The sequence below is a fragment of the Pseudomonas sp. NPDC089408 genome, from assembly GCF_044749445.1.
Taxonomy (GTDB): Bacteria; Pseudomonadota; Gammaproteobacteria; order Pseudomonadales; family Pseudomonadaceae; genus Aquipseudomonas.
On sequence record NZ_JBIVHY010000012.1, the window covers coordinates 122,044 to 145,293 of the forward strand.

A 23,250-nucleotide genomic window follows, 5' to 3' on the forward strand; every position below is an offset into this window, starting at 1 on the left:
GCAGTCCCTGTAGGAGCGGCCGCGTCAGGCCTGGAATCAGCGCCGAAAAACGGACCTTTGAGTCAACTACCATGCCCGCCCAGCCCAGACACGGCGCGGGATGCAACATGAAGCCCATTGGTCCGCGACTTGATGCCACTTCATATGCCAGCCGCGAATCAATCGGTTAGAATGCCCGCCTAACTCACCCCCGATCCTTGAGGACCGCCATGTTCAGCCGTGATTTGACCATTGCCAAGTACGACGCCGAGCTCTTCGAAGCCATGCAGCAAGAAGCCCTGCGCCAGGAAGAGCATATCGAGCTGATCGCTTCGGAAAACTACACCAGCCCGGCAGTCATGGAAGCCCAGGGCTCGGTGCTGACCAACAAGTACGCCGAAGGCTACCCAGGCAAGCGCTACTACGGTGGTTGCGAGTACGTCGACGTCGTCGAGCAACTGGCCATCGACCGCGCCAAGGAACTGTTCGGCGCCGACTACGCCAACGTCCAGCCACACGCCGGCTCCCAGGCCAACGCCGCCGTCTACCTGGCCCTGCTGTCGGCCGGTGACACCATCCTGGGCATGAGCCTGGCCCACGGTGGCCACCTGACCCACGGCGCCTCGGTAAGCTCCTCGGGCAAGCTGTACAACGCCATCCAGTACGGCATCGACGGCAACGGCCTGATCGACTACGACGAAGTCGAGCGCCTGGCAGTTGAACACAAGCCGAAAATGATCGTTGCCGGCTTCTCGGCCTACTCGCAGGTGCTGGACTTCGCCCGCTTCCGCGAAATCGCCGACAAGGTCGGTGCTTACCTGTTCGTCGACATGGCCCACGTTGCCGGCCTGGTTGCCGCTGGCGTGTACCCGAACCCAGTGCCGTTCGCCGACGTGGTTACCACCACCACTCACAAGACCCTGCGCGGCCCGCGCGGCGGCCTGATCCTGGCCCGTGCCAACGCCGACATCGAGAAGAAGCTCAACTCTGCTGTCTTCCCAGGCGCCCAGGGCGGCCCGCTGGAGCACGTCATCGCTGCCAAGGCCATTTGCTTCAAGGAAGCCCTGCAGCCTGAATTCAAGGCTTACCAGCAGCAAGTCGTGAAGAACGCCCAGGCCATGGCCAGCGTGTTCATCGAGCGTGGTTTCGACGTGGTTTCCGGCGGTACCCAGAACCACCTGTTCCTGCTGTCGCTGATCAAGCAGGAAATCTCCGGCAAGGACGCTGACGCCGCCCTGGGCAAAGCCTTCATCACCGTGAACAAGAACTCGGTACCGAACGACCCACGTTCGCCTTTCGTCACCTCGGGCCTGCGTTTCGGCACCCCAGCCGTTACCACCCGTGGCTTCAAGGAAGCCGAGTGCAAGGAACTGGCCGGCTGGATTTGCGACATCCTGGCAGACCTGAACAACGAAGCGGTGATCGACGCCGTGCGTGAGAAGGTCAAGGCTATCTGCAAGAAGCTGCCGGTTTACGGCAACTGATAGGCGCTTAGCCTGCAGTGAACAAGCCCGGCCCAGTGCCGGGCTTTTTTTGTTTCGGCCTTTCAGACATGACGCAATCCCTGTAGGAGCGGCCTTGTGTCGCGATAGGGGCGCGCAGCGGCCCCTCGATTGCAGCTTCGCCGCCGACATCGCCGGGACCGCTTTGCGGTCCTTTCGCGACACAAGGCCGCTCCTACAAAAAACTGCGGCATCCATTAGTTAGCGCGTATTACCCTGTGTGCCTTTTCATCCAGCAAGCACAGGCCCCACCTTGACCAGAGAGCAACTCGAAACCCGGCAAATCCCGATCTACTTCGCCGCCGTGCTCGCCGCCGTCGCCTTCGGCCTGTTGGCCAGCGACACTGCACGCCACCTGGAGGCCCTGGTCACCCCCGCCATCGCCGTGTTGATGTACGCGATGTTCCTGCAGATCCCTTTCCTTGATCTGCGCCAGGGTCTGGGCAACCGCCGCTTCGTCGCCGCTCTGCTGCTGGCCAATTTTATCCTGGTGCCGCTGCTGGTATGGGCCATCACACGTGGGCTGGTCGCACAACCGGCGATCCTCGTCGGCGCCTTGCTGGTGCTGCTCACACCGTGCATTGACTACGTGGTGGTGTTCACCCACATCGGCAAGGGTGACTCGCGCCTGACCTTAGCCGCCACCCCCGTGTTGCTGTTGCTGCAACTGGTGTTGTTGCCGGTGTTCCTGGCGCTGATGCTGGGTGACAGCAACAACGTGGCCATCTCCATCACCCCGTTCGTGGAAGCCTTCGTGCTGCTGATCGTGTTGCCAATGGCGCTTGCCATACTCACCAGCGCCGGCGCCCGTCGCTTACGTGCAGTCTCGACCTGGAACGATGCCTGGGCCTGGCTGCCGGTGCCGGCGATGGCCCTGGTGCTGGTGGTGGTGATCGCTTCGCAGATTGCCGTGGTACTGCACGACTTCGAGCGCTTGCTGCCGGTGATTCCGGTGTACATCGGCTTCATGCTGCTGGCGCCAGCCATAGGCTTCGTCTCGGCCCGGTTGCTGCGCCTGCCGGCCACCGAGGCACGCTCGGTAACCTTCAGCGCCGCCACGCGCAACTCGCTGGTGGTGCTGCCGCTGGCGCTGGCACTGCCTGAAGACATGCGCAGCCTGGCGGCAGCGGCCGTCATCACCCAGACACTGCTCGAACTGGTGGCCGAATTGGTCTACGTGCGGGCAGTGCCCCGGCTGGTGCGCTGATCCGCCGCGCTTTACTCACACTTTGGCAGGGTCCGGTTTGTCGGCATGGATGCCCAACGCTTCGATCGCCTTGGCCAGCAGCGCCCGCTCGACAACACCCTCGTCGGCCAGCGCCTTGAGCGCGGCCAGCACAATGAACTGGCGGTCGACCTCGAAGTGCCGGCGTAGCGCCTCACGGGTATCGGACTGGCCAAAGCCATCGGTGCCCAGCGCAACGAAACGCCGGTCATCCAGCCACGGGCGGATCTGGTCGGCGTGGATCTTGATGTAGTCCGTCGCCACCACCACCGGGCCGGCATGGCCCTGCATGGCTTGCCGCACATACGGCACCTTGGGCTCCTCCAGTGGGTGCAGCAGGTTCCAGCGCTCGATTGCCTGCGCTTCACGGCGCAGCTCGGTCAGGCTGGTGGCACTCCAGATCTCGCTGCCTACGCCGTAGTCCCGCTCAAGGATCTCCGCCGCCGCGATCACCTCCGGCAAGATTGCACCACTGCCCATCAACTGGACACGGCGCTGGCCATCCTCGACCTTGGTCTCGATCGGCAAACGGTAAAGCCCCTTGAGAATGCCCTGCTCGCAACCTTCGGGCATGTCCGGGTGCGCGTAGTTTTCGTTGAGCACGGTGATGTAGTAGTAGATATCCTCCTGCTCGGCATACATGCGGCGCATGCCGTCCTGGATGATCACCGTCAGTTCGTAGGCGTAGGTCGGGTCGTAGGACACACAGCACGGCACCGTCGCCGACATCACGTGGCTGTGGCCATCGTCATGCTGCAGGCCCTCGCCCATCAGCGTGGTACGCCCGGAGGTAGCGCCCAGCAGGAAGCCACGGGCGCGGGCATCACCTGCCGCCCAGAGCAGGTCACCGACTCGCTGGAAGCCGAACATCGAGTAGAAGATGTAGAACGGCACGGCCATCACGCCGTGGTTGGCGTAGGCCGTACTGGCGGCAATCCACGACGAGGTCGCCCCGGACTCGTTGAGGCCCTCCTGCATGATCTGGCCGTCGATGCTTTCCTTGTAATACGACAAGGTACCGGCGTCCTGCGGGGTATACAGCTGGCCGACATGCGAGTGAATACCCACCTGGCGAAACATGCCCTCCATGCCGAAAGTGCGTGACTCGTCCGGCACGATCGGCACCACCTGGCGGCCGATGTTCGGGTCCTTGAGCAAGGCGCTGAGCAAGCGGACGAAGGCCATGGTGGTGGAAATCGCCCGGCCGTTGGTGCCTTTGGTGTGGCTTTCCAGTGCCGCCAGTGACGGCACCTGCAGCGGCTCGATTGCGGCATGCCGTGCCGGCACCTGGCCGCCCAATGCCTCGCGGCGGGCCTTCAGGTAATTGGCATCAACGCTGTCCGGGGCCGGCCGCAGGTACGGTAACTCGCCGAGTTGCTCGTCAGACAGGTCCAGGCTGAAACGGTCGCGGAACGCCTTGACCGCGGACTCGCCGATCTTTTTCAGCTGATGGTTGATGTTCTGCGCCTCGCCCGCCTCCCCCAGGCCGAAGCCCTTGACGGTCTTGGCCAGGATCACGGTCGGGCGCCCCTTGTGGCTGACCGCACTGGCATAGGCGTTGTACACCTTGACCGGGTCGTGGCCACCCCGGGCGAGCTTCCAGATCTGCTCGTCGGTCATGTCGCTGACCATGTCCAGCAGCTCCGGGTACTTGCCGAAAAAGTGTTCGCGCACATAGGCGCCATCCTGCGACTTGAAGGCCTGGTACTCGCCATCGACGCATTCCATCATGCGCTGGCGCAGCAAGCCGGTGGCGTCCTTGGCCAGCAAGCGGTCCCACCCACTGCCCCACACCACCTTGATCACGTTCCAGCCGGCGGCGCGGTAGATGGCCTCGAACTCCTGGATCACCTTGCTGTTACCGCGCACCGGGCCGTCCAGGCGCTGCAGGTTGCAGTTGACCACAAAGATCAGGTTATCGAGGCGCTCGCGGCCGGCCAGGGAGATGGCCGCCAGCGACTCCGGCTGGTCCATCTCGCCGTCACCGAGGAAGGCCCATACCTTGCGGCCCTGGTGCGCCTTCAGGCCACGGTCTTCCAGGTAACGCATGAAACGCGCCTGGTACGCCGAGGTAATCGGCCCCAGGCCCATCGACACCGTCGGGTACTGCCAGAAGTCCGGCATCAGCCGCGGGTGCGGGTAAGACGAAATGCCATCGCGGTCGGTTTCACGGCGGAAGTTGTCCAACTGCTCTTCGCTCAGGCGCCCTTGAGTGAAGGCGCGGCCATAGATACCGGGCGCCGAGTGCCCCTGGATGTACACTAGGTCACCCGCGAACTGCTCGGTGCGGCCACGGAAGAAATGGTCAAAGCCCACGTCATACAGCACCGCCGCCGACGCATAGGTAGCAATGTGGCCGCCGACATTGGAGTGTTTACCGGCGCGCAGCACCATGGCCAGCGCGTTCCAGCGAATGTAGCCATTCAGGCGCTTCTCGATTTCCAGGTTGCCGGGGTAAGGCAGTTCACGCTCCGGGCTGATGGTGTTGACGTAGGGCGTGGTGATGCGGCCGTGCAGGTCGCCGTGCAGCGACACGTCGAAGTCCAGCAGCTTGTCGATCAGGAAGTGCGCACGTGGGCGGCCTTCTACTTTTACGACGGACTCGATCGAATCGATCCACTCCCGCGTTTCTTGCGGGTCGGCATCATGAAGCAGGGCATTTTGAACCATGGCGCAATCTCCTTGATTGATCGGCGTCCGGGCGTGATCGCCAGCAGCCAGTTGTTGCAAGTGCAATTGAATTTAGCCCCTAGGGCGATATGATTGCAACTGCAACAAAGAACGCATGGCAAAAAATGTTGCAAAAGCAACAAAATTTTCAATTTTGGAATATCACATGCCGAGCAACACCCCGGACCTCTGGTTCAGCTTCGTACGCGCCCACCGCAGCCTGATCCGCGAGATCGAACGTCGCCTCAGCGAGCAGGACTTGCCCCCTTATGCGTGGTACGACGCACTCTGGGGCATCGAGAGCGGCACCGACGGCTGCCGGCGCATGCACGAGCTGGCAGATGTGATGGCGATCGAGCGCTACAACCTGACCCGCCTGGTCGACCGGCTGGAGAAAGAAGGCCTGGTCGAGCGGGTCAAGGCCGTGGATGACGCGCGCGGCGCGGTGGCGCAGATCACCGACAGCGGCCGCAAGCTGCGCAAGCGTATGTGGAAAGTTTACAAACAGGCGGTCGATGAACTGTTCCTGGCCCAGTTCGACGAGGAACAGCAAAAAGCCTTTTCCGAAGCCCTGGAAGGCGCTATCGGCAGCGCGCGTCAGTATTCACGCTAGGCTCAGCCCAGGTTGTAGCGCTGCAACGCCTGGCCCAGCACACCTGCGTCAATGACCGACTGCCGGGCCAGCGACTGCAAGGCGAGGTAAGTGATCCAGTGCCGATCAGGGCGCTGGCCCGGTTGCAACGTATCGGCACCCAGCGCAGTGAATGGCGCGCTGACATGCCCAGCCAGTTGCCCGGCGACGAACTCTGCATAGCCGGTGACTGCAATGATCGGCAGTTGGCTGCCGCCCAGGCAGTGCTGCAGATACGAGCGGCGTTGGCGACGCTTCTGGCGTTGCACAGCGGCAGCATCACGGGCCAGGCGCGTATAACTGGGGCAACTCCAGATTTCACTGGCCACGCCCCAGTCGCGCTCAAGCAACCCGGCTGCTGCCTGCACTTCGCGCAACACCTGCCCGGCCCCCAACAGCCGCACCTGGGGGGTGCCCCCAGCCTCACGCAATAGCGGATACATGCCCAGGTAAGCCTGGCTGCGATCACATTCAAGCTTGTCGCCCGGCTCGTCATGCAAGGTCATGTAGCAAAAACCGGTTAGCCCCTTCAGGTACAGCTCGCGCAAGGCACCCCTGAGAATCACCCGGGCCTCGTCGCCGCAGGCCGGGTCATACGGCATGCACTGCGGGTTCGATGCCAGCCACATCGGCAACCACGGGTGCGCGCCCTTGGCCCAGCGCGATGGGCTCGACTCGATATCGTTGAGGAAGATGCCACGCTGCGCCGTCTGGTTGGTCAGCATCGACAAGCGCGCCGACGTGGGCGACTGAGTCAGGTAGAGCATCGGCCGCTCGTCGGCACGGGCATCTTTGCTGAACCATAGCGGCCAGGCACTCACCGGCGTATCCGGCTGCTGCTCGGTGGCACGGTCATCGATCAGCCAAAACTGGCCACCGACCTGCGGGTCCCTGCGCATGCGCTTGATCAGGTCCAGCACAGAAAACAGCGGCGAGCTGCGCGAGCCCTGCAGCCGGGCCGACTCGTCGATATGACGCATGCAGGCTTCGGCTGCGGATTCAGTGCGGGTGGTGCGTTGAAGACCCAGGTTGTCCATTGCAAAAATCCCTCGATGCACAGGCGCGTGCATCATGTGATAGCGCAATGAAGTTGCAATTGCAACAACAATCCCCCTTACCAGTTGTAGGTCACACTCCCACAGGGACAGCGCTGGCCCGTAGGAGCGGGTTTACCCGCGAAGCAACCAACACGGTGTATCGGTGTTCGCGGCCAAGGCCGACATGGTCCAGTGCCAGGCTCAGAACCTGGCCCGCAACGCCACGTTGAAGTTGCGCGGCTCGCCATAAAAGTTACAGTAGTTGGGGTTGCCCGGGGTCTGGTAGTACTTCTTGTCGAACACGTTATCCAGGTTGTACTGCAGCTCGAGGTGTTTGCTGATCAAGCCAGCTCCCACAGGTACTCCACTGCCCTCGAGCACGGTGATTATCCTGTGAGAGCTGCCTTGCCGGCGATGGGGCGCAACGCGGCCCAATTTGCTTGACTGACCGGCAACCCAAGCCCCGCCTCGCTCACAGCGCCTTCATCTCGGCAATATCCCTCGCCACCTGATCTGCAGAGTGGTCAAACATGGCCTGCTCCTGCGCATCCAGCGGCAATTCGATGACCCGCGCCAGCCCCTGCTCTGCCAGTACACAGGGCACCCCCATGGCGATGTCGTTGCGTCCGTATTCACCCTCAAGAATCGCCACCGCCGGCAGAATGCGGTTTCGCCCATTGGCGATCGCATCGACCATCTGCGCTATGGCCACGCCGGGTGCATCGCAGGCGCTGCCCATCTTCTTCAAGCCCAGGATCTCGCCGCCGCCCTTGCGCGTGCGTTCGACAATCTGCTCGATCTGCTCGGCGGACAAGAAGTGGGACAACGGCACCGAGCCAATCTGGCAGTAACGCATCAGCGGCACCATGCTGTCGCCATGCCCACCTAGCACCAGCGCCGTGATATCCCGGGCCGAAAACCCGGTCTGTTCGGCAATGAAGCACTTCATGCGCGCGGTATCCAGCACCCCCGCCTGCCCGAACACCTTGTCACGCCCAAGGCCGCTCAAGCTCCAGGCGCGATAGGTCAGCACATCGACCGGGTTGGACACCACCAGCACCGTGGCAGCCGGCGCGTGGCGTTTGATATCCGCCATGATGCCGTCGAGGATCGGCAGGTTGATACTCAGTACATCCTGGCGCGACTGGCCCGGCTTGCGCGGCACACCTGCGGTAATCACCACCAGTTCGGAACCGTCGAGCATTTCAGCCTTGGCCCCGCCGTGAACCCGAGTATCGGAACCCGACTCGACGGCAGCCTGCCATACATCCAGCGCCTTGCCCTGGGCCAGTTCACCCTGCACATCCATCAACACCAGTTCACGGCACAACTCATCCCGCGCAATGATCTGCGCCGCGGCCTCGCCGACCAGGCCGGCACCTATGATTGAAAGTTTGTTCACCTGACACCTCCCAGCGGCGCGTGCCACCAGGAACACGCCTGCGTATAGAGAGAAGTATTGCTCGCTGCGGCTAAAAGGCCACCCTGAGTGTTTCGCCCCACCTGCAGGAGCCACTGTCATGCACGAATCTCCCTGTGGGAGCGGCTTCAGCCGCGAACACCGGCAAAGCCGGTGCCATCCACCGCGTCGCCTGCTTCGCGGGTAAACCCGCTCCTACAGGGGATCAACGCATCTCTCAAGCTACGACGACGTTCACTTGACACTGTCCGGTTGAAGCCCGAATACTTTGCAAGGATTCATATAGATGACCAAATAACAAGGTGAATCGCTTCATGTATACCTTTCAACGAAATCCACTTGCCTTGCGCATTACCTCCGTCAGCCGGCCTCAGTTCCAGCCCTCGCTATTTCGGCTCTCACGCATTCAAATCCTTAGTGCCGCCAGCGCGCCTGCCCAACCGAGATTCCTTGCATGACTCCCCTGGATATACAGCTGTTGCTGACCGCACTGGTCAGTGTCCTGGTGCTGGTGGCGCTGATCGTGTCCCGCCTCAAGATGCACCCGCTTCTGGCCTTGCTGGTGGTGTCCATTGGCGTCGGCTTTGCTACCCAGATGGAACTAGGCAGCATCGTCTCGCACTTGCTCACCGGCGCCGGCAAGACACTCGGTGCGGTCGGGGTGGTGATCGCACTGGGCGCAATGCTCGGCAAAATCCTGGCTGACGCGGGCGTTACCGAACAGGTCGCGGACGTGATCCTCAGGCGCACTTCGGACCGGATGATTCCGTGGGCGATGATGCTGGTTGCCTTCGTCATTGGCATCCCGATGTTCTTCGAGGTGGGCCTGGTGATCATGCTGCCGCTGATCTTCAGCGTGGCGCGAAAGCTGGAAAGCAAGGCCCGCTTCAAGGGCTCTGCGTATGTGTATGTAGGCGTGCCTGTGATTTCCGCGCTTGCCGCCATGCACGGCATGGTACCGCCGCACCCTGGCCCCTTGACCGCCATCGCCGTACTCAAGACCTCGGTCGGGCCGACCATGCTGTATGGCTTCCTTGCCGCCATCCCGGCAATGATCCTGGGCGGCCCGCTGTATGGCATGTTCATTTCGCAGCGCATGAGCACCCGCCCCGATCAGGCATTGCTGGACCAGTTCACCCTGACAGAGAAAGCCGATGATCAGACTCGCCCAAGCGTACTGGTCGGCATGCTGGCCGCGCTGCTGCCGGCGATCCTGATGCTGGTGCATGCCGTCGCCGAAATGCTGCTACCCAAGGGCAATGCCCTGCTGCAAATGGCCAGCTTCCTCGGCAACCCGCTGATCGCCATGCTGCTGGGCGTGCTGTTCGCAGGCTTCAGCCTGGTACTGGCGCGCGGTGGCGACGCTGAACAACTGCGCGATGCGCTGGGCAAAAGCCTCAAGCCAATCGCCTCAATCATCATGATCATCGCCGGCGGCGGCGCCTTCCAGGAGATGCTGACCAGCGCCAAGGTCGGCGATGCCATCGTGCACCTGACCCAGCAATCTGCCTTCCCGCCGTTGATTCTGGGGTGGCTGATCGCGATGCTGCTGTCGGTGTCTACCGGCTCTGCCACGGTCGGCATCGTCGGCGCTGCCGGCTTGCTGGCGCCGCTTGCAGGTGCCGACCCCAGCCTGAACCTGCCATTGCTGGCCCTGTCCATCGGCTGCGGTTCGCTGTTCTTCAACTATGCCAACCATGCCGGTTTCTGGATGGTGAAGGAATCGTTTGGCATGACCATGGGCGAAGCGACCAAGACCATTTCGGTGGTGCAGTCCATTGTGGCGGTGGTCGGTTTGATTGTGGTGTTGATGTTGAATGCGGCGATAACCGTGGGCTGAAGCGGCTTCAAAGAAGCTTTGCCGCACCACGCTGGCCTCTTCGCGGGTGAACCCGCTCCCACAGGGACTGCGCTGGCTTCGAGTTAACACTGTGCCTGTGGGAGCGGCTTCAGCCGCGAACACGAGCGAAGCTCGTGCCAGCCACCGCAATGCCCGCCCATCACGGAAAGGCACTCGCCCCGATACCACTATCTGGAGCGGCTGGCGCTTGAGGCTGGGCTGACCGAGATTCACCTGGACGCCACCCCGAATGCCACCCCGTTCTACCATCGGTGTGGTTATCAAGGGGGAGGCTGAGGGTATCTATACCTCGCCTTCGGGGCTCGAGCTAGCATGCACGCCCATGTACAAACGACTGGTCGGCTAAAAACGGCGGCTGTTCCAAAAATCCCCCGCCCACTCTACAATTGCAACTGATTCCTATCTGCGGCTTATTCTTGGGAAAAGGAAAGTGCCCCCTGACGCCCCGTTGCAACCCCTCGACAGCCTTTATCGCGACCACCACGGCTGGTTGCAAGGCTGGCTGCGCCTGCGCCTTGGGGATCGCGAGCGGGCGGCGGATATTGCGCAAGACACTTTCCTGCGGCTGCTGGTAACACGCCGCCTGCCCGAGCAGAGCGATGGCCGCCGGTTCCTGGCACAGATCGCCCGCAACCTGGTGATCGACCAATGGCGCCGTCAGCGTATCAAACAAGCTTACTTGGACAGCCTGGCCGCCCTGCCCGAGCCGGAAAGCCCGTCACTGGAAACCCGTGCCATCGTCATCGAAACCCTGATGCAGATCGATGCCATGCTCGACAGCATGCCGGCCAAGGTGCGAGAGGCTTTTTTGCTGTCGCAGTTCGAAGGGCTGACTTATCCACAGATCGCCGAGCGCCTGGAGGTCAGCGTCAGCTCCGTGCAGAAGTACATGCTGCGTGCTATCACCGCCTGCTACCAGGTGCTGTACGCCGAATGAAAAGCGCCAGCGAAGCCCCGATCGCCGCCAACATCGTCGAGCAGGCCAGCCATTGGCTGATGCTGCAATGGGGCGGAGAACTGGACAAGGAACAACTGCGGCGCTTCACCGAATGGCGCGCGGCAGACCCTGAGCATGACCGCGCATGGCTGCGCCTGGAGCAGCTGCAAAGCACCCTGAGCGGTGTGCCGGTGGATACCGCCCTTAGCGTGCTGCGAGAGCAGCCCGATGCGCGCCGCCGGCAAACGCTGAAACTGCTCGGCACATTGCTGTTGGCTGGCGGCAGCGGCTATCTCGCCCAGTCGCAATTGCCTTGGCGCGAGGCGATGGCAGAACTGCGCAGCGGCACCGGCGAACGCCTGCAGCGCACGCTGGCCGATGGCAGCCGGCTGAGCCTGAACAGTGGCAGTGCGGTTGATATCCTGTTCAGTGTCAGCGAGCGGCGCATTCGCCTGCTGACGGGGGAGCTGCTACTGGACAGCGGCCAGGACCGGGCGCAACGCCCGTTGATCGTGGACACCGCCGTCGGAGAAGTCCAGGCGCTCGGCACACGCTTTTCCGTCTATCAACATGACGATGAATGCCAGGTCGAGCTGTACGAGGGCGAACTGGAACTGCGCCCGCGACATGCCCGCGCCATACGCCTGCAAGCCGGGCAAGGTTGCCGGTTCTCCGCAAGCCGGCTGGGTGACATCGTGCCAGCCAACCCCAACGCCATCGCCTGGCACGATGGCCGGTTGGTCGCCGAGCGCACGCCACTGGGGCAGTTCATCGCAGAACTCGCTCGCCATCGCCCCGGCATGCTGCGCTGCGACCCCGCCGTGGCCGCCCTGCCGCTGACGGGCGTGTTCCCGCTGGCAGACACAGACCGCGTGCTCTTGGCACTGGAACAGTCACTGCCCGTGAAAGTGCACAGGCTGACACGCTTCTGGACCACCATCAGCCCGGCATCACAGGCGTAGCAATCCGGATTACAAAAAAATCCTGCAATCCATTGTCGGTTTTGCCGACTCGTCCGGGATACCTCTTGAATTCAACCAAGAAGCATTCTCAAGAGGAACATTCAGAGTGCCGTATCTGCCCACGACATCCATTTCTCAACTGAGCCATGCGGTTCGTCACGCCCTGTTTGCCGGTTTGCTCTGCAGCGGCCCGCTGCTGCTGGCGGTGCCCGCGACACCGGCCAGCGCCAGCGAACAATCCCGCAGCTACTCCATTCCCGCCGGCGGCCTGGATCAGGCGTTGAACCGATTCGCCAGCGAGGCCGGCATCCTGCTTTCTGCCGATGCCAAGCTCACCGCTGGCAAGCGCAGTGCCGGGCTCAACGGCAGCTATTCCGTTGCCGATGGCCTGGCCCTGCTGCTGGCAGGTACCGGCCTTCGGGCGCTTGATAACGCTGGTAACTATTCGCTTGAGGCCGCTCCCGATAGCGGTGGAGCCCTGGAGCTGAGTGCCACCAACATCATCAGCAACCAGCTGGGCACGGTCACGGAAGGCACAGGCTCGTATACCCCGGGCACCATCGCCACGGCTACCCGGCTGGTGCTGAAGCCCAGGGAAACCCCACAGTCGATCAGCGTGGTCACCCGCCAGCACATGGACGACTTTGCCCTGAACAGTGTTGATGCGGTAATGCGCCACACGCCGGGCATCACCGTATCGGCCTACGACACCGACCGCACCAACTACTATTCCCGCGGTTTCTCGATCAACAACTTCCAATTCGACGGCATCCCCTCCGCCGTGCGCAACGTCGCCTACTCGGCGGGCAACACCCTGAGCGACATGGCCATCTACGACCGTATCGAAGTGCTAAAGGGTGCATCTGGCCTGCTCAGCGGCGCGGGCTCGCTGGGCGGCACCATCAATCTGGTGCGCAAAAAGCCGACTGCCGATTTTCAGGGCCACGCTACCCTGGGCGCGGGTTCTTGGGACAACTACCGCAGCGAGCTGGATGTGAGCGGCCCATTGACCGAAACCGGCAATATCCGTGGCCGGGCCGTGGCCGCCTACCAGGACAAGCACTCGTTCATCGACCGCTACTCAAGCCAGAACTCGGTGTTCTACGGCATCCTCGAGTTCGACCTGTCACCCGACACACTGCTGACCGTAGGCGCCGACTACCAGGACAACGACCCCAAAGGCTCCACCTGGTCCGGCAGCTTCCCCCTGCTCAATTCCAAGGGTGAGCGCAACGACGGCAAGCGCTCGTTCAGCAACGCCACCGACTGGAGTAGCTGGCAGCAGTACACCCGCACATTGTTCGCCACCCTGGAACACCAGCTGGGCGACGGCTGGGTGACCAAGCTGCAACTGGACCACAAGTACAATGGCTACGATGCGCAGATGGGCGCGATCCAGTTTGACCAGCCGCAGCCCGACGGCAGTGCCGAAATCAACGCGCAACGCTACAAGGGCGACACCACCAGCGACTCGGCCGACCTGTACCTGAGCGGCCCGTTCAGCATGCTCGGTCGCGAGCACGACCTGGTGCTGGGCGGCTCGATCAGCAAGGCCCACTGGGACGGCAAAGGCTACTGGGACGAGACCTTCCCGGTTCCCAACCGCGTGGACTACAACAACTGGCACGGCAACCTGCCCAAGCCCGACTGGGGCCCGGTGTCGCAGCGCACCGACGACGTCATCCGCCAGACCGGCGTGTACCTCACTACCCGCCTGAACGTGACCGACGACCTGAAACTGCTGCTGGGCGGCCGCGTGGTCAATTACAGCCTGACCGGCCTGACCCCGACCTATACCGAGTCCGGGCGCTTCATTCCCTATGCCGGCGCCATCTACGACCTGAACGAAAACTTCTCGGTCTACGCCAGCTACACCGACGTGTTCATGCCCCAGGAAAACTACAACCGCGACCGCGACAACAAACTGATCGAACCGGATGAAGGCGAGAACTACGAAGTCGGCATCAAGGGCGAATTCTTCGACGGCCGCCTGAATGCCAGCCTGGCTTACTTCGAGGTCAAGGAAACCAACCGCTCGGTACCCGACGACGCCTACAACAACCAGACGCCAACCCCAGCCAACTACGCGTTCAAAGGCAGCAAGGCGACCACCAAGGGCTACGAGCTGGAAGTGTCCGGCGAGCTGGCCCCGGGCTGGCAGGTGCAGGGCGGCTATACCCACAAGGTGGTGCGCGACAGCAACGACGTGAAGCTGTCCACCTTCGAGCCCGAAGACCAGCTCAGCCTCTACACCACCTACAAGCTCACTGGCGACCTGGACAAGCTCACCGTTGGCGGTGGCGCACGCTGGCAGAACAAAGCCTGGCAACAGATCTGGAACAGCCCCAAGGGCGTGAACGAGGACGTTACCCAGCGATCCTACTGGGTGGTGGACCTGATGAGCCGCTACCAGATCACCCCGAACCTGTCGGCGACGGTCAACCTCAACAACCTCTTCGACAAGTACTACTACACCAACGTCGGCTTCTATAACTCCGCCATTTACGGCGAACCCCGTAACGTCATGGTCACTACCCGCTGGGACTTCTAGGGCAGGCGCCCGCTTGCGTACTCGCAACCTGCGCGGTCCTTTGCAGGCGCGGCCTTGTGTCGCGAAAGGGCCGCAAAGCGATTCCACGGCCGGCGATGGGCTGCAGGATTAGCTAGCCTTTTGTCGATAGGTACAATGTTAGGTACAATGTACGTTCCTGACAGCTGTTGGGGAAGATTCCCTTCGAACCTTGCGAACCGCGCCTATGGAACGTCATGGCCCGATTGACGGAGGATTTTCCACGGCAAAGGGGGCTCTGCATACGGCCCGCATCCAGACGGCAGTTGCCCTGCGGCGTGCCTTTCACGCTATCGCGCCAACCTGATTCAGGCTGTGCCTGAGAAGGATTCTGAATATGCATGTACTGACCTTTAGCCAGGCCCGCGCCGACCTGAAGCAGACAATGGACGATGTTTGCCGGGACCATGAGCCTGCCATAATCACGCGCCAGCGTGGCGAGCCAGTGGTGATGCTCTCCCTCGAGGATTACAACGGCATGCAAGAGACTCTGTACCTTCTGGGGTCGGCCAAGAACGCCTCGCGCCTGCGCGCTTCCATTGCTCAGCTTCGGTCCGGCCAAGCGGTTACCAAGGACGTGACTGTTAATGAGTACGAAGCACAAACAACGCAACAAGACTGAAGCGCGTGGTGCGGTGAGCGTCCAGTTCACCGATGAAGGCTGGGAAGACTACTGCCATTGGCAGGAACGCGACCACGCCATCCTGCATAGCATTAACGGGTTGATCGAGGCGTGCCTGCGGACGCCATTTAAAGGCATCGGCAAACCTGAGCCGCTGAAAGGTGATCTGTCGGGTTTCTGGTCGCGGCGCATTACCCGGGAGCACCGACTGGTGTACTTGTATGAAGGCGGGGTTCTGACCATTCTGCAGTGTCGCTTCCATTACGATGACTGAATCGTTGCGCTGCTCCTTGTGCGGGTATTGGTGCACGCCCGCTATCATGGACCAACACATCACCCAGTGAACTAGCAGGGGCACTGTGGGAGCGGCTTTAGCCGCGAACACCGGCGCAGCCGGTGCCACGCACCGCGTTGGATTCTTCGCGGCTAAAGCCGCTCCCACAGGGTAGGCGCACAACGCAGCCCAAAGGGCTGGGTGGTCTCCCACAGTAACGCTAGCTTTCTGGGCTTGGCGCAATAGCTGAGGGCAAACAGATAATGAACGTGGTGCCATAGATCGGGTTGGAGGTCATGGTAATTCTGCCACCATGGGCTTCGGCGATCTGTTTGACGATGAACAGCCCCAGCCCGACCGAACGCAGCATGTCCTGCCGATCACTGCCGCGCGTCATCGGCTCGAACAATGTCGGCAGCAGTTCCTCGGCGATGCAAGGCCCGTGATTGTGCACCCCCAGGCTTACCCCTTTGTCGCTGAATTCGGTAGTGAGGGTGATCGGATAGCGCAGGTCGCCATACGCCGCACTGTTGGCGACCAGGTTACCGATCATCTGCTGCAACCTGTCCTGGTCCACCTCACACGCGCCCCGCCCCCGGGCCAAGTGGCGAATGCTTGCCTTGGCAAAAACAATCCTCAGCTCACTCACGCACTGGTCCATCGTTTTCACCAGGTCGACCTGCTGGCGCCGGATGCTGATGCCTTGGCCAAGCCTGATCGAGGCGAAGTCCAGCAAATCGACGACCATGCGCTGCGCTCGCTCGGCCGACGTGCTGATGCTGCCCAGCAAACGACGCCCCCGGTCGCAATGGATATCGCGCCCGAGCAACTCGGTGGCCATCTTGATGGCGGTCATCGGGTTCTTCAGGTCGTGGCTGGCGACAGCGACCATGCGCTCTGCAAGCAGCGCCCGATACTGGGCATTCTCATACGCCACCGCCAACTCCGCCTGGGCGCGTTGCAACGCGGCTTCGGCGCTGGCCTTCTGCGCCAGCAGCTCCTCTGCGCGCTGCATGGCCACGAACACCGCCCGCTCGTTGCGATCTCGCTGGGCAGTGCCGAACAGCGCCAGGTGGTAGCCGATACCCTCGGCGGTTTCTTGCCGTATGCCATTGAGCAACACGGCAACCACTGTTCCATTGCGGTGTTGCAGGTCGACCTTCACCTCCGCAACGGAGCCCTGCATGTCCATCAATGGCTGCCAGTGGGTGCGCTGGAACATGCGCCCACCCACGGTCAGCAACTGGTCGAAACTGCCCGCATGCAGCGACGCCGAGTCGTAACCCAACCAATCGCAGAACGTCTGGTTGGCGCGGACGATGGCGCCATTCACGGCCATGATGATCAGCCCGCACGGGGCATGCTCGAAATACGAAGCTGTGAACTGCCGCGCGGCGTCATCCATCGCTAAGCCCGCGTTTTGCGAAGAACGCATCCATCGCCGCAGTGCATGCGCTGGGCGCGCTCAACTGCGGGTAGTGGCCGATGTTATTAATGATGTTCAGCTCGCTGTCAGGCAGTACCCGTCGCAGATACTCGCCAACCTTCATTGGCACGACCACATCGCCGGGGCATTGCAGGATCAACGTGGGTATCGACAGCCCGCCAATGTCCTGCCGGTGATCGCACAGAAAGATCACACGGGCAAAGTGCCGGGCGATATCGGCGTTGGTCCGGGCAAAGTTTTCCAGTAGCTCTTCGTGCAGCCCCGGCTGCCCCGGCGCCCCCATCAACACTGGGGCCATGGTGCCGGCCCAGCCAAGATAATTGTCGTCGATGGTGGCCAGCATTTGCCGCACTTCATCCGGCGAGAGTCCGCCGGTGTAGTCACCCGTGTCGACATAGCAAGGCGACCCGCCGATCATCACCAGCGCGGCGACCCGCCCTGGCGCCTGAACTGCGGCCAAGGCACAGATCATCGCACTGACCGAGTGCCCGACCAGGATGACAGGGCCAGTCGCATACGCGTCGATGATCTCGTTAAGGTCCGAGGCATGCCCCCACAGCGACGCGTGCCTGCCATGATCGTACGCCCCCAGGTCAGACTGCCCAGAGCCGGTCAGGTCGTAGGTAACCACACGAAAGTGCCTGGCGAAATGTGGCAGCAACAACCGCCACATGCTCTGGTCACAGCCAAAGCCATGGGCCAGGATCAAGGTCGCGCTTCCGTCCCCAGCAATATGTACGTTGTTACGTTTCTGCAGAGTCATACATATCCTGGTGCCGTTCGACTTAGTGCTGGGAAGTGACAGCCCGTCCAGACCCAGAGAAAAAATAGTCGGAGCGTGGGACAAGCTGCGCAGATTTGCGGTTCCCGCAGGGGTTGAACGTAACGCTGATATCCGTTTGACGCCCATCGGGGGCACCATACGCGATATGGGTGGGTAAAGCCTAATGCCTGTCAGTTAAGCGGTCTGGGCTGCCAGGTGCATGCGTTGGGATGTTGGGTGCCTGAGAGATCGAGCGCCGCCCGCGCGGCGCTTCGCGGGGCAAGTCGGATCGCCGCACCGCCGCTCCCACATCTGTTTCGGGCCAATTATTCCTGTGGCACTGGCGCGCGCACCCTGGGTGCATGGCTTGAAATTGATGAAGAGCAGTGTCGCAGCCGATATCGAATGGGACAAACAAGGCGGCCAGCGGTGAAATCACAGGAATGATTGGCCCGAAACAGACTGTGGGAGCGGCCTTGTGCCGCGAAGCGCCGCGCGGGCGGCGCTCGATCTCACAGGCGATGCTAAAAGCCCGCCGAACACCTCGCGCGGCCAAGCAAGTTAAGGTGGCAGCAGTACGCGGGTTGGCCGACCGGGACGAAAGGAGCCCGGCACACCCGAAGGTGTCCCGCGCACCACCGCTATAACGCGACATCGCGGGCACAAAAAAAGCGCCTGCGATGAAGATTGGGCGCTAATGCGCCTTTCGATTCCGACCGGCCAAGGTCGCATCGCCGATGCTTCGGCGACGGAGGGACTTTATTCCTGGGTGACTGTTTTCGCAAGTTTCTCAGGGTACGAAAGGACTGCGCGATTCGTAGGAAAACTGCTCGCTACATGCAACACACACACGTCAGGACCTACACGGTCAGTGTAGGAGCTGGCTTGCCTGCGATGGGCTGCACAGCAGCCCCCTACCCCGACCCGACAGGAATAACCCACCAGCGGCCCTCAACAGGAACGGGCCAGTCGCAAGATTCGGCCAAGCGAATAAGTTGCTGCAGAGCAGCGAAGTTTGACGTGTTGAATCACTCATTATTGCTTTCATAACGTAACCACCCCGCAATCGCTGAACCGCCACCTACCCGGTCCTTAGGATGAATCCGCCCCTCGCCAACAGGCACTTCAGGGAAATCGAACGGGCTCATGCCCTCGATACAGGCAACGTTGACCCCGTACTGATCCGGTGCCGAACGGCGTTGGTGAAAGGTGTAGATGCCGCATTTCGAGCAAAAGTAGTGCTTCGCTTCGCGTGTGTTGAACTGATAAAGGGTCAGTGCCTCTTCCCCTTGGGTGACGGTGATGTCACCCAGGTTGGCAGATACCGCTACGGCACCCCGCATACGGCAGAGCGAGCAGTTGCACCGACGCGCGGTACGCACACCATCGGTCAAACGCACGGAAAACCGCACGGTTCCACAATGGCAGGCTGCCTGGAAAACAGGGCGGTCATCGTTGTTTTCATCAGTCATAACGTTTCTCTCATCAGGTCTGAGGAGACAGGCAGGTGTCCCGTTGAGCACGCCCTAAAGTCAGCGCCAATGATCGTCCAGGAGGAGCTTCAGTGTGACAAGGGCGGCAGAGCGCTCAGCGCTTTGACAGTGGCAATCGAGTGGCTCTGTCATCAATCGTTGTTCGTACCTTGCCCTGATTGACCGGGCCAGAGCAAAGGTTTGCCGGTGTGGAACGCGAGGAGACAGCATGCTTATCCAGAAATTATCTTTAGCAGCTGAAAGCATTATCTAGAAAAATTTGGCGAATATCCCTGAAAACACCGGTCGAAAGCCCAGTGATGGAAAACGACTATCTAGAAACTCGTTTGGCCGTAACCCAAAAGTACTCAGCGTCATTCGAATCATCCAGCGTTCTCCGGACGCTTACTGTTCAAGGAAGATCAACTTCAGTCCACAAGCCGTGTGAGTCGCAAGACTTCTCCAGCACGGTCGGAAACTCGCATCTACCCATTGCCGGGCGAGCTACGCCAAACGGTAAGGGAAAATCGGCTGCACGCCACGGCCCTTGACTGGGCCTTTTGCAGTACCAGAGCGCGGTTTATGCAGCCCGAAAAAGCGTGCTCTCGTTAGCTCACGAAGGAAAACGTCCGGACCTGAGCCTTCCTTTTCACGGCCTGTCGAGTGGTTCTGGAATGAACCCCTGCTCTCTCAACGCCTTGATGACCCCACGCACAAGGTAGTTGTTGGAGAAGCCAAAGGTGTATTGCCTGGTGCCTGGGCTGACCGGCAACAGCATCCCTTGCTCCACCAGGTTTTTGATCTGATAAGTCCGTTGGTTGGCCGTGAGCGCGGGCAGCGCCTGAGCGATGTTAAGCTTTCACCTTTCGGGCTTTACTGCTTGGCTCCGAGCTGCTTTGTCCGCCTCGTAGGCTTGGCTCCGAGCTGCCTTCTCCGCGTCGTAGGCGAGTTTCTTTTGGGCGTAACGATAAGATGACAAGCCAAGATAGGATAAGCCCCCTACGACAACCAGCACAGACACCACCAACCAGCCAGTGGATGCCATCGCGTTGAAGTACCCCGCAAGGATCGGCGCCGGCCAAATTTTGATGACCGCAAAGCTCAACCAGGGCACGAATACCGTGTAAAGAATCGGCCCCCAGAAAATGATGTTCAAAATGTAGATAAACGGTTCAAACGCGTCCGATGGTGTACTTCTCTCATTAGCCATGTCTGCTCCTGCTTGTTGATTCGGGCGCATATCCCATGCGTTTCAACAGATTATTCACCGAGCCATCGCTTATAGGCTTGCGCGGTTCGTTTCGGCCCGCGATAGCGCCCGGTGATCTAGTGAGCGTGCTTCGCCTCTTCCATCGCCTGCCGCGAAAGCGGTACCAAGTACGGTGGAATCTCCCGCTTTTCGTCCTAACCCTTCGCTGCAACTGCTTCACGATCCCGGGCGGAATCGTCCACAACCCCTCCACGAAGTCGAACTGGTCAAAGGTCGCGCTGCGCAGCTCGATCGTACGCACGCCGGTCAACAGTAGCAGCTTCACGGCGCTGCGGGCGTACTCAGCGCACTTGAAGTCGCGCAGCGCCACCAGTAACTCTTTCAGCTCATGCCGGCGCAGGTTTGGGTTGTGCTGCTCGGGCGGCTCAGGCACCGCCACGATGTCGAGGTCGGCGGCCGGATTCACTTCTAACAGCCCCTCGGCCTTGGCCTGCCTGGCCGCTGTGTCTGTGAGAGGCATTTAGTACATCACCTTGGCACCGAATTTAGGATGCGCTGCGCAATGTACTAAAAATTTGCGGAACTTGGCGGAAGAAAGCGCAAAGCTACGGGCAAAATAAAACCGCCAAGCTGGCGGTTTTATTGGGGTTTCCGGAAGATGACGGGTCATCGCGGAACGTATCATGGTGCCGGAGACAGGAATCGAACCTGCGACCTTCGCGTTACGAGTGCGCTGCTCTACCGACTGAGCTACACCGGCGTGTAGCGCAACGTACCACTGCTCGCACCCGTTACGCAAACCCCTGTTTCCACTACTTTATTGCCCTACCCTCACGCCCCCTTGCAGCCCTTTGGCGCCAGGTCTTCCTCGATGTCGGTCGTGCACGCCCACCCAGTGGCAGAACGGGTCAACGTCAGTGCCTTGCCCAGCACATTGGCCGGCGCATCCACCAGCGTGCAAACAAGGCTGCCGCTGCCATCCGCCGCCTTGCCGCTGGCCGTGATCGCGCAGTTCGCCGTAGCCGGCTGGCCACCCAACTCGGCCGCGCCAGCCACGTCCTTGCCATCATTCAGGCGCAGGTCCATCGCCGTCTTCAGCGCGCTGATCTCCAGCAACCCGGCCGCAGCCTTCGCGCGGGCCTGGTGGTTGGTGTACATCGGTAAGGCGATGGTGGTCAGAATGCCGATGATCGCGATGACGATCATCAGTTCGATCAGGGTGATACCGCGTTGCCCTTTCATGAACGTATTTCCCTTGTGTGTTCGCTTACGCATTGAGGTCGGTCGCGCCCCAAGCGGCAGCGGCGCAGTAGGCCTGAACAGACACCTTTTGTCACCCCTGCCCGCTTGGGCGAGATCTTCGCTGAACTACTCTAGTGAGCATCATGGACGCGCGCCCTTTCATGGACGCGGCAAGCTGTTTCCAGGCTTGTCGCAGGGGCACAACAAGGAACTTTGCATGAGTACACCCACACCGCTTTACAGCTGGCACGGCACCGACGCCAACGGCGCGCCGGTCAGCGGCCAAACGCCTGGGCGCAGTCCGGCCTATGTGCGCGCCGGGCTGATTCGCCAGGGCATTACCGTGGCCAGCTTGCGGCCGGCCAGCGGGCTGGCGTTCAGTTTTTCCAAGCGGCGGGAGAAGGCCGACCCCGCGGGGTTCAGCCGGCAGTTGGCGACCTTGCTCAAGGCCGGGGTGCCGCTGTTGCAGGCGTTCGAGGTGATGGGGCGCAGTGGCTGTGATGCGGCGCTGGCGGCGTTGCTGGATAGATTGAAACAGGATGTGGCTTCGGGGCTGGGGCTGGCGGATGCGTTGCAACGGCACCCGGCGTGGTTCGATGCGTTGTACTGCAACCTGGTGCGGGTGGGTGAGCAGTCCGGCACGCTCGACCGGCAGCTGGAGCAGCTGGCGGGCATGCTGGAACAGCGGCGGGCGCTGCACAAGAAGGTGCGCAAGGCGATGATCTATCCGCTGCTGCTGTTGCTGACCGGGCTGGGGGTGTCGGCAATTTTGTTGCTGGAGGTGATTCCGAAATTCGAGAACATGTTCTCTGGCATGGGCGCGGAGTTGCCGGCGTTTACCCAGTGGGTGATCGACTTGTCCACAGGGCTGAGTCGGTTTGCGCCGCTGTTTCTGGTAATGGGTGTGGTGCTAGGTTTTGCCGTGCGCCAGCTGTACCGGCAACATGCGCCAGCGCGCCTGTGGATATCTCAACAGGTGCTGGGCTTGCCGGTGTTCGGCAAGTTGCTGGGGCAGGCGGCGCTGGCGCGGTTTGCGCGTAGCCTGGCGACGTCTTATGGCGCCGGGGTGCCGTTGCTGGATGCGTTGGGTACGGTGGCGCGGGTAACGGGCGGCGATTTGCATGAGCAGGCGGTGTTGCGGCTGCGCCAGGGCATGGCCAATGGGCAGGGGCTGAACCAGGTGATGGCGGCTGAGCCGCTGTTTCCGCCGTTGCTGGTGCAGCTGACGGCCATCGGTGAATCCAGTGGCACGCTGGACCAGATGCTGGAGAAAGCCGCCAGCCATTACGAGGAACAGGTCAGCCAGGCGCTGGACCAGTTGACCAGCCTGCTGGAGCCGGCCATCGTGCTGGTCCTGGGCCTGCTGGTCGGTGGCCTGGTGGTGGCGATGTACCTGCCGATCTTCCAGTTGGGTAGTTTGATCTGAA

20 protein-coding genes, 1 tRNA gene and 2 pseudogenes are annotated in these 23,250 nt (G+C 61.5%); 11 read left to right on the forward strand and 12 right to left on the reverse strand.

What is annotated here, in order from left to right; translation table 11 throughout:
• Positions 1-209: 209 nt before the first annotated feature.
• Together glyA and ACIP02_RS19225 are read left to right on the forward strand one after the other, a co-directional pair.
• Positions 210-1,463 carry a serine hydroxymethyltransferase gene (glyA, locus tag ACIP02_RS19220; protein WP_110996555.1) on the forward strand — a complete coding sequence of 418 codons (1,254 nt, stop codon included), beginning with the start codon at positions 210-212 and terminating at the stop codon, positions 1,461-1,463.
• A gap of 271 nt (positions 1,464-1,734) precedes the next feature.
• Entirely contained in the window at positions 1,735-2,688 is a 954-nt protein-coding gene (locus ACIP02_RS19225) for an arsenic resistance protein (protein WP_400619270.1), read from the forward strand.
• Between the two features lie 15 nt (positions 2,689-2,703).
• On the opposite strand, the gene aceE is transcribed toward ACIP02_RS19225, so the two are convergent.
• A complete protein-coding gene (aceE, locus tag ACIP02_RS19230) occupies positions 2,704-5,376 on the reverse strand; it encodes a pyruvate dehydrogenase (acetyl-transferring), homodimeric type (RefSeq protein WP_400619273.1) in 2,673 nt (890 codons plus the stop codon).
• A 166-nt stretch (positions 5,377-5,542) separates the two neighbouring features.
• Here aceE and ACIP02_RS19235 point away from each other — a divergent pair, with 166 nt between their 5' ends.
• Positions 5,543-5,989, forward strand: a complete 447-nt coding sequence (locus ACIP02_RS19235; RefSeq protein WP_400619275.1) for a MarR family winged helix-turn-helix transcriptional regulator — start codon at positions 5,543-5,545, stop codon at positions 5,987-5,989.
• Positions 5,990-5,991: 2 nt separating this feature from the next.
• On the opposite strand, the gene ACIP02_RS19240 is transcribed toward ACIP02_RS19235, so the two are convergent.
• The 3 genes from ACIP02_RS19240 to ACIP02_RS19250 all read right to left on the reverse strand — a co-directional run bounded on the left by ACIP02_RS19240 (position 5,992) and on the right by ACIP02_RS19250 (position 8,446).
• A complete protein-coding gene (locus tag ACIP02_RS19240) occupies positions 5,992-7,044 on the reverse strand; it encodes a transketolase-like TK C-terminal-containing protein (RefSeq protein WP_400619278.1) in 1,053 nt (350 codons plus the stop codon).
• 201 nt (positions 7,045-7,245) lie between these two features.
• On the reverse strand, positions 7,246-7,389 hold the full coding sequence (locus ACIP02_RS19245) for a hypothetical protein (RefSeq protein ID WP_400619280.1): 144 nt from the start codon (positions 7,387-7,389) through the stop codon (positions 7,246-7,248).
• A gap of 127 nt (positions 7,390-7,516) precedes the next feature.
• Positions 7,517-8,446, reverse strand: coding sequence for a malate dehydrogenase (locus ACIP02_RS19250; RefSeq protein ID WP_400619283.1), 930 nt, complete (start codon positions 8,444-8,446; stop codon positions 7,517-7,519).
• A gap of 472 nt (positions 8,447-8,918) precedes the next feature.
• Between ACIP02_RS19250 and ACIP02_RS19255 the strand changes: the two genes are divergently transcribed.
• The 7 genes and pseudogenes from ACIP02_RS19255 (at position 8,919) to ACIP02_RS19285 (ending at position 15,689) form a co-directional block, all read left to right on the forward strand.
• Positions 8,919-10,304 carry a GntP family permease gene (locus ACIP02_RS19255; RefSeq protein WP_400619286.1) on the forward strand — a complete coding sequence of 462 codons (1,386 nt, stop codon included), beginning with the start codon at positions 8,919-8,921 and terminating at the stop codon, positions 10,302-10,304.
• 189 nt (positions 10,305-10,493) lie between these two features.
• A pseudogene (locus ACIP02_RS19260) lies at positions 10,494-10,671 on the forward strand (GNAT family N-acetyltransferase); the annotation flags it as partial.
• 84 nt (positions 10,672-10,755) lie between these two features.
• On the forward strand, positions 10,756-11,262 hold the full coding sequence (locus ACIP02_RS19265) for a sigma-70 family RNA polymerase sigma factor (RefSeq protein ID WP_400619289.1): 507 nt from the start codon (positions 10,756-10,758) through the stop codon (positions 11,260-11,262).
• Positions 11,259-12,224 (forward strand): FecR domain-containing protein, encoded by a 966-nt coding sequence (locus ACIP02_RS19270; protein WP_400619292.1) that lies wholly within the window; start codon positions 11,259-11,261, stop codon positions 12,222-12,224. The genes ACIP02_RS19265 and ACIP02_RS19270 overlap by 4 nt, the downstream gene beginning before the upstream one ends.
• 115 nt (positions 12,225-12,339) lie before the next feature.
• Positions 12,340-14,775, forward strand: a complete 2,436-nt coding sequence (locus ACIP02_RS19275) for a TonB-dependent siderophore receptor (protein ID WP_400619404.1) — start codon at positions 12,340-12,342, stop codon at positions 14,773-14,775.
• A 355-nt stretch (positions 14,776-15,130) separates the two neighbouring features.
• Positions 15,131-15,415, forward strand: a complete 285-nt coding sequence (locus ACIP02_RS19280; protein WP_400619295.1) for a type II toxin-antitoxin system Phd/YefM family antitoxin — start codon at positions 15,131-15,133, stop codon at positions 15,413-15,415.
• Positions 15,381-15,689, forward strand: a complete 309-nt coding sequence (locus tag ACIP02_RS19285) for a Txe/YoeB family addiction module toxin (protein ID WP_400619299.1) — start codon at positions 15,381-15,383, stop codon at positions 15,687-15,689. Before ACIP02_RS19280 ends, ACIP02_RS19285 begins: the two co-directional genes overlap by 35 nt.
• A 220-nt stretch (positions 15,690-15,909) precedes the next feature.
• Here ACIP02_RS19285 and ACIP02_RS19290 read toward each other — a convergent pair whose 3' ends face one another.
• The 8 genes and pseudogenes from ACIP02_RS19290 to ACIP02_RS19325 all read right to left on the reverse strand — a co-directional run bounded on the left by ACIP02_RS19290 (position 15,910) and on the right by ACIP02_RS19325 (position 21,823).
• Complete coding sequence (locus ACIP02_RS19290; protein ID WP_400619301.1) at positions 15,910-17,094, reverse strand: ATP-binding protein; 1,185 nt, start codon at positions 17,092-17,094, stop codon at positions 15,910-15,912.
• On the reverse strand, positions 17,087-17,899 hold the full coding sequence (locus ACIP02_RS19295) for an alpha/beta fold hydrolase (protein ID WP_400619304.1): 813 nt from the start codon (positions 17,897-17,899) through the stop codon (positions 17,087-17,089). Before ACIP02_RS19295 ends, ACIP02_RS19290 begins: the two co-directional genes overlap by 8 nt.
• 1,028 nt (positions 17,900-18,927) lie before the next feature.
• Positions 18,928-19,371, reverse strand: a complete 444-nt coding sequence (locus tag ACIP02_RS19300; RefSeq protein ID WP_400619307.1) for a GFA family protein — start codon at positions 19,369-19,371, stop codon at positions 18,928-18,930.
• A gap of 649 nt (positions 19,372-20,020) precedes the next feature.
• Positions 20,021-20,224: pseudogene (locus tag ACIP02_RS19305) on the reverse strand (Fic family protein); the annotation flags it as partial.
• A gap of 6 nt (positions 20,225-20,230) precedes the next feature.
• The gene (locus ACIP02_RS19310) at positions 20,231-20,581 is read right to left on the reverse strand and encodes a hypothetical protein (protein ID WP_400619310.1); all 351 of its coding nucleotides are present in this window, start codon (positions 20,579-20,581) and stop codon (positions 20,231-20,233) included.
• Positions 20,574-21,101: a tyrosine-type recombinase/integrase gene (locus ACIP02_RS19315; RefSeq protein WP_400619313.1), complete on the reverse strand. Its 528-nt coding sequence runs from the start codon at positions 21,099-21,101 to the stop codon at positions 20,574-20,576. Before ACIP02_RS19315 ends, ACIP02_RS19310 begins: the two co-directional genes overlap by 8 nt.
• A 164-nt stretch (positions 21,102-21,265) precedes the next feature.
• Positions 21,266-21,341: transfer RNA gene (locus tag ACIP02_RS19320), tRNA-Thr, on the reverse strand.
• A 71-nt stretch (positions 21,342-21,412) separates the two neighbouring features.
• A complete protein-coding gene (locus ACIP02_RS19325) occupies positions 21,413-21,823 on the reverse strand; it encodes a pilin (RefSeq protein WP_400619316.1) in 411 nt (136 codons plus the stop codon).
• Positions 21,824-22,040: 217 nt separating this feature from the next.
• Between ACIP02_RS19325 and ACIP02_RS19330 the strand changes: the two genes are divergently transcribed.
• Entirely contained in the window at positions 22,041-23,249 is a 1,209-nt protein-coding gene (locus tag ACIP02_RS19330; RefSeq protein ID WP_400619319.1) for a type II secretion system F family protein, read from the forward strand.
• The last annotated feature ends 1 nt before the right edge of the window (position 23,250 follow it).

What these genes read in the sequence shown, in the direction of transcription:
- ACIP02_RS19300 (WP_400619307.1), bottom strand. Translation starts at nt 19,371, where the DNA reads ATGACTGATGAAAACAACGATGACCGCCCTGTTTTCCAGGCAGCCTGC.
- ACIP02_RS19255 (WP_400619286.1), top strand. Translation starts at nt 8,919, where the DNA reads ATGACTCCCCTGGATATACAGCTGTTGCTGACCGCACTGGTCAGTGTC.
- ACIP02_RS19270 (WP_400619292.1), top strand. Translation starts at nt 11,259, where the DNA reads ATGAAAAGCGCCAGCGAAGCCCCGATCGCCGCCAACATCGTCGAGCAG.
- glyA (WP_110996555.1), top strand. Translation starts at nt 210, where the DNA reads ATGTTCAGCCGTGATTTGACCATTGCCAAGTACGACGCCGAGCTCTTC.
- ACIP02_RS19295 (WP_400619304.1), bottom strand. Translation starts at nt 17,899, where the DNA reads ATGACTCTGCAGAAACGTAACAACGTACATATTGCTGGGGACGGAAGC.
- ACIP02_RS19325 (WP_400619316.1), bottom strand. Translation starts at nt 21,823, where the DNA reads ATGAAAGGGCAACGCGGTATCACCCTGATCGAACTGATGATCGTCATC.
- ACIP02_RS19240 (WP_400619278.1), bottom strand. Translation starts at nt 7,044, where the DNA reads ATGGACAACCTGGGTCTTCAACGCACCACCCGCACTGAATCCGCAGCC.
- ACIP02_RS19280 (WP_400619295.1), top strand. Translation starts at nt 15,131, where the DNA reads ATGCATGTACTGACCTTTAGCCAGGCCCGCGCCGACCTGAAGCAGACA.
- ACIP02_RS19285 (WP_400619299.1), top strand. Translation starts at nt 15,381, where the DNA reads ATGAGTACGAAGCACAAACAACGCAACAAGACTGAAGCGCGTGGTGCG.
- ACIP02_RS19235 (WP_400619275.1), top strand. Translation starts at nt 5,543, where the DNA reads ATGCCGAGCAACACCCCGGACCTCTGGTTCAGCTTCGTACGCGCCCAC.
- ACIP02_RS19315 (WP_400619313.1), bottom strand. Translation starts at nt 21,101, where the DNA reads ATGCCTCTCACAGACACAGCGGCCAGGCAGGCCAAGGCCGAGGGGCTG.
- ACIP02_RS19310 (WP_400619310.1), bottom strand. Translation starts at nt 20,581, where the DNA reads ATGGCTAATGAGAGAAGTACACCATCGGACGCGTTTGAACCGTTTATC.
- ACIP02_RS19290 (WP_400619301.1), bottom strand. Translation starts at nt 17,094, where the DNA reads ATGGATGACGCCGCGCGGCAGTTCACAGCTTCGTATTTCGAGCATGCC.
- ACIP02_RS19330 (WP_400619319.1), top strand. Translation starts at nt 22,041, where the DNA reads ATGAGTACACCCACACCGCTTTACAGCTGGCACGGCACCGACGCCAAC.
- aceE (WP_400619273.1), bottom strand. Translation starts at nt 5,376, where the DNA reads ATGGTTCAAAATGCCCTGCTTCATGATGCCGACCCGCAAGAAACGCGG.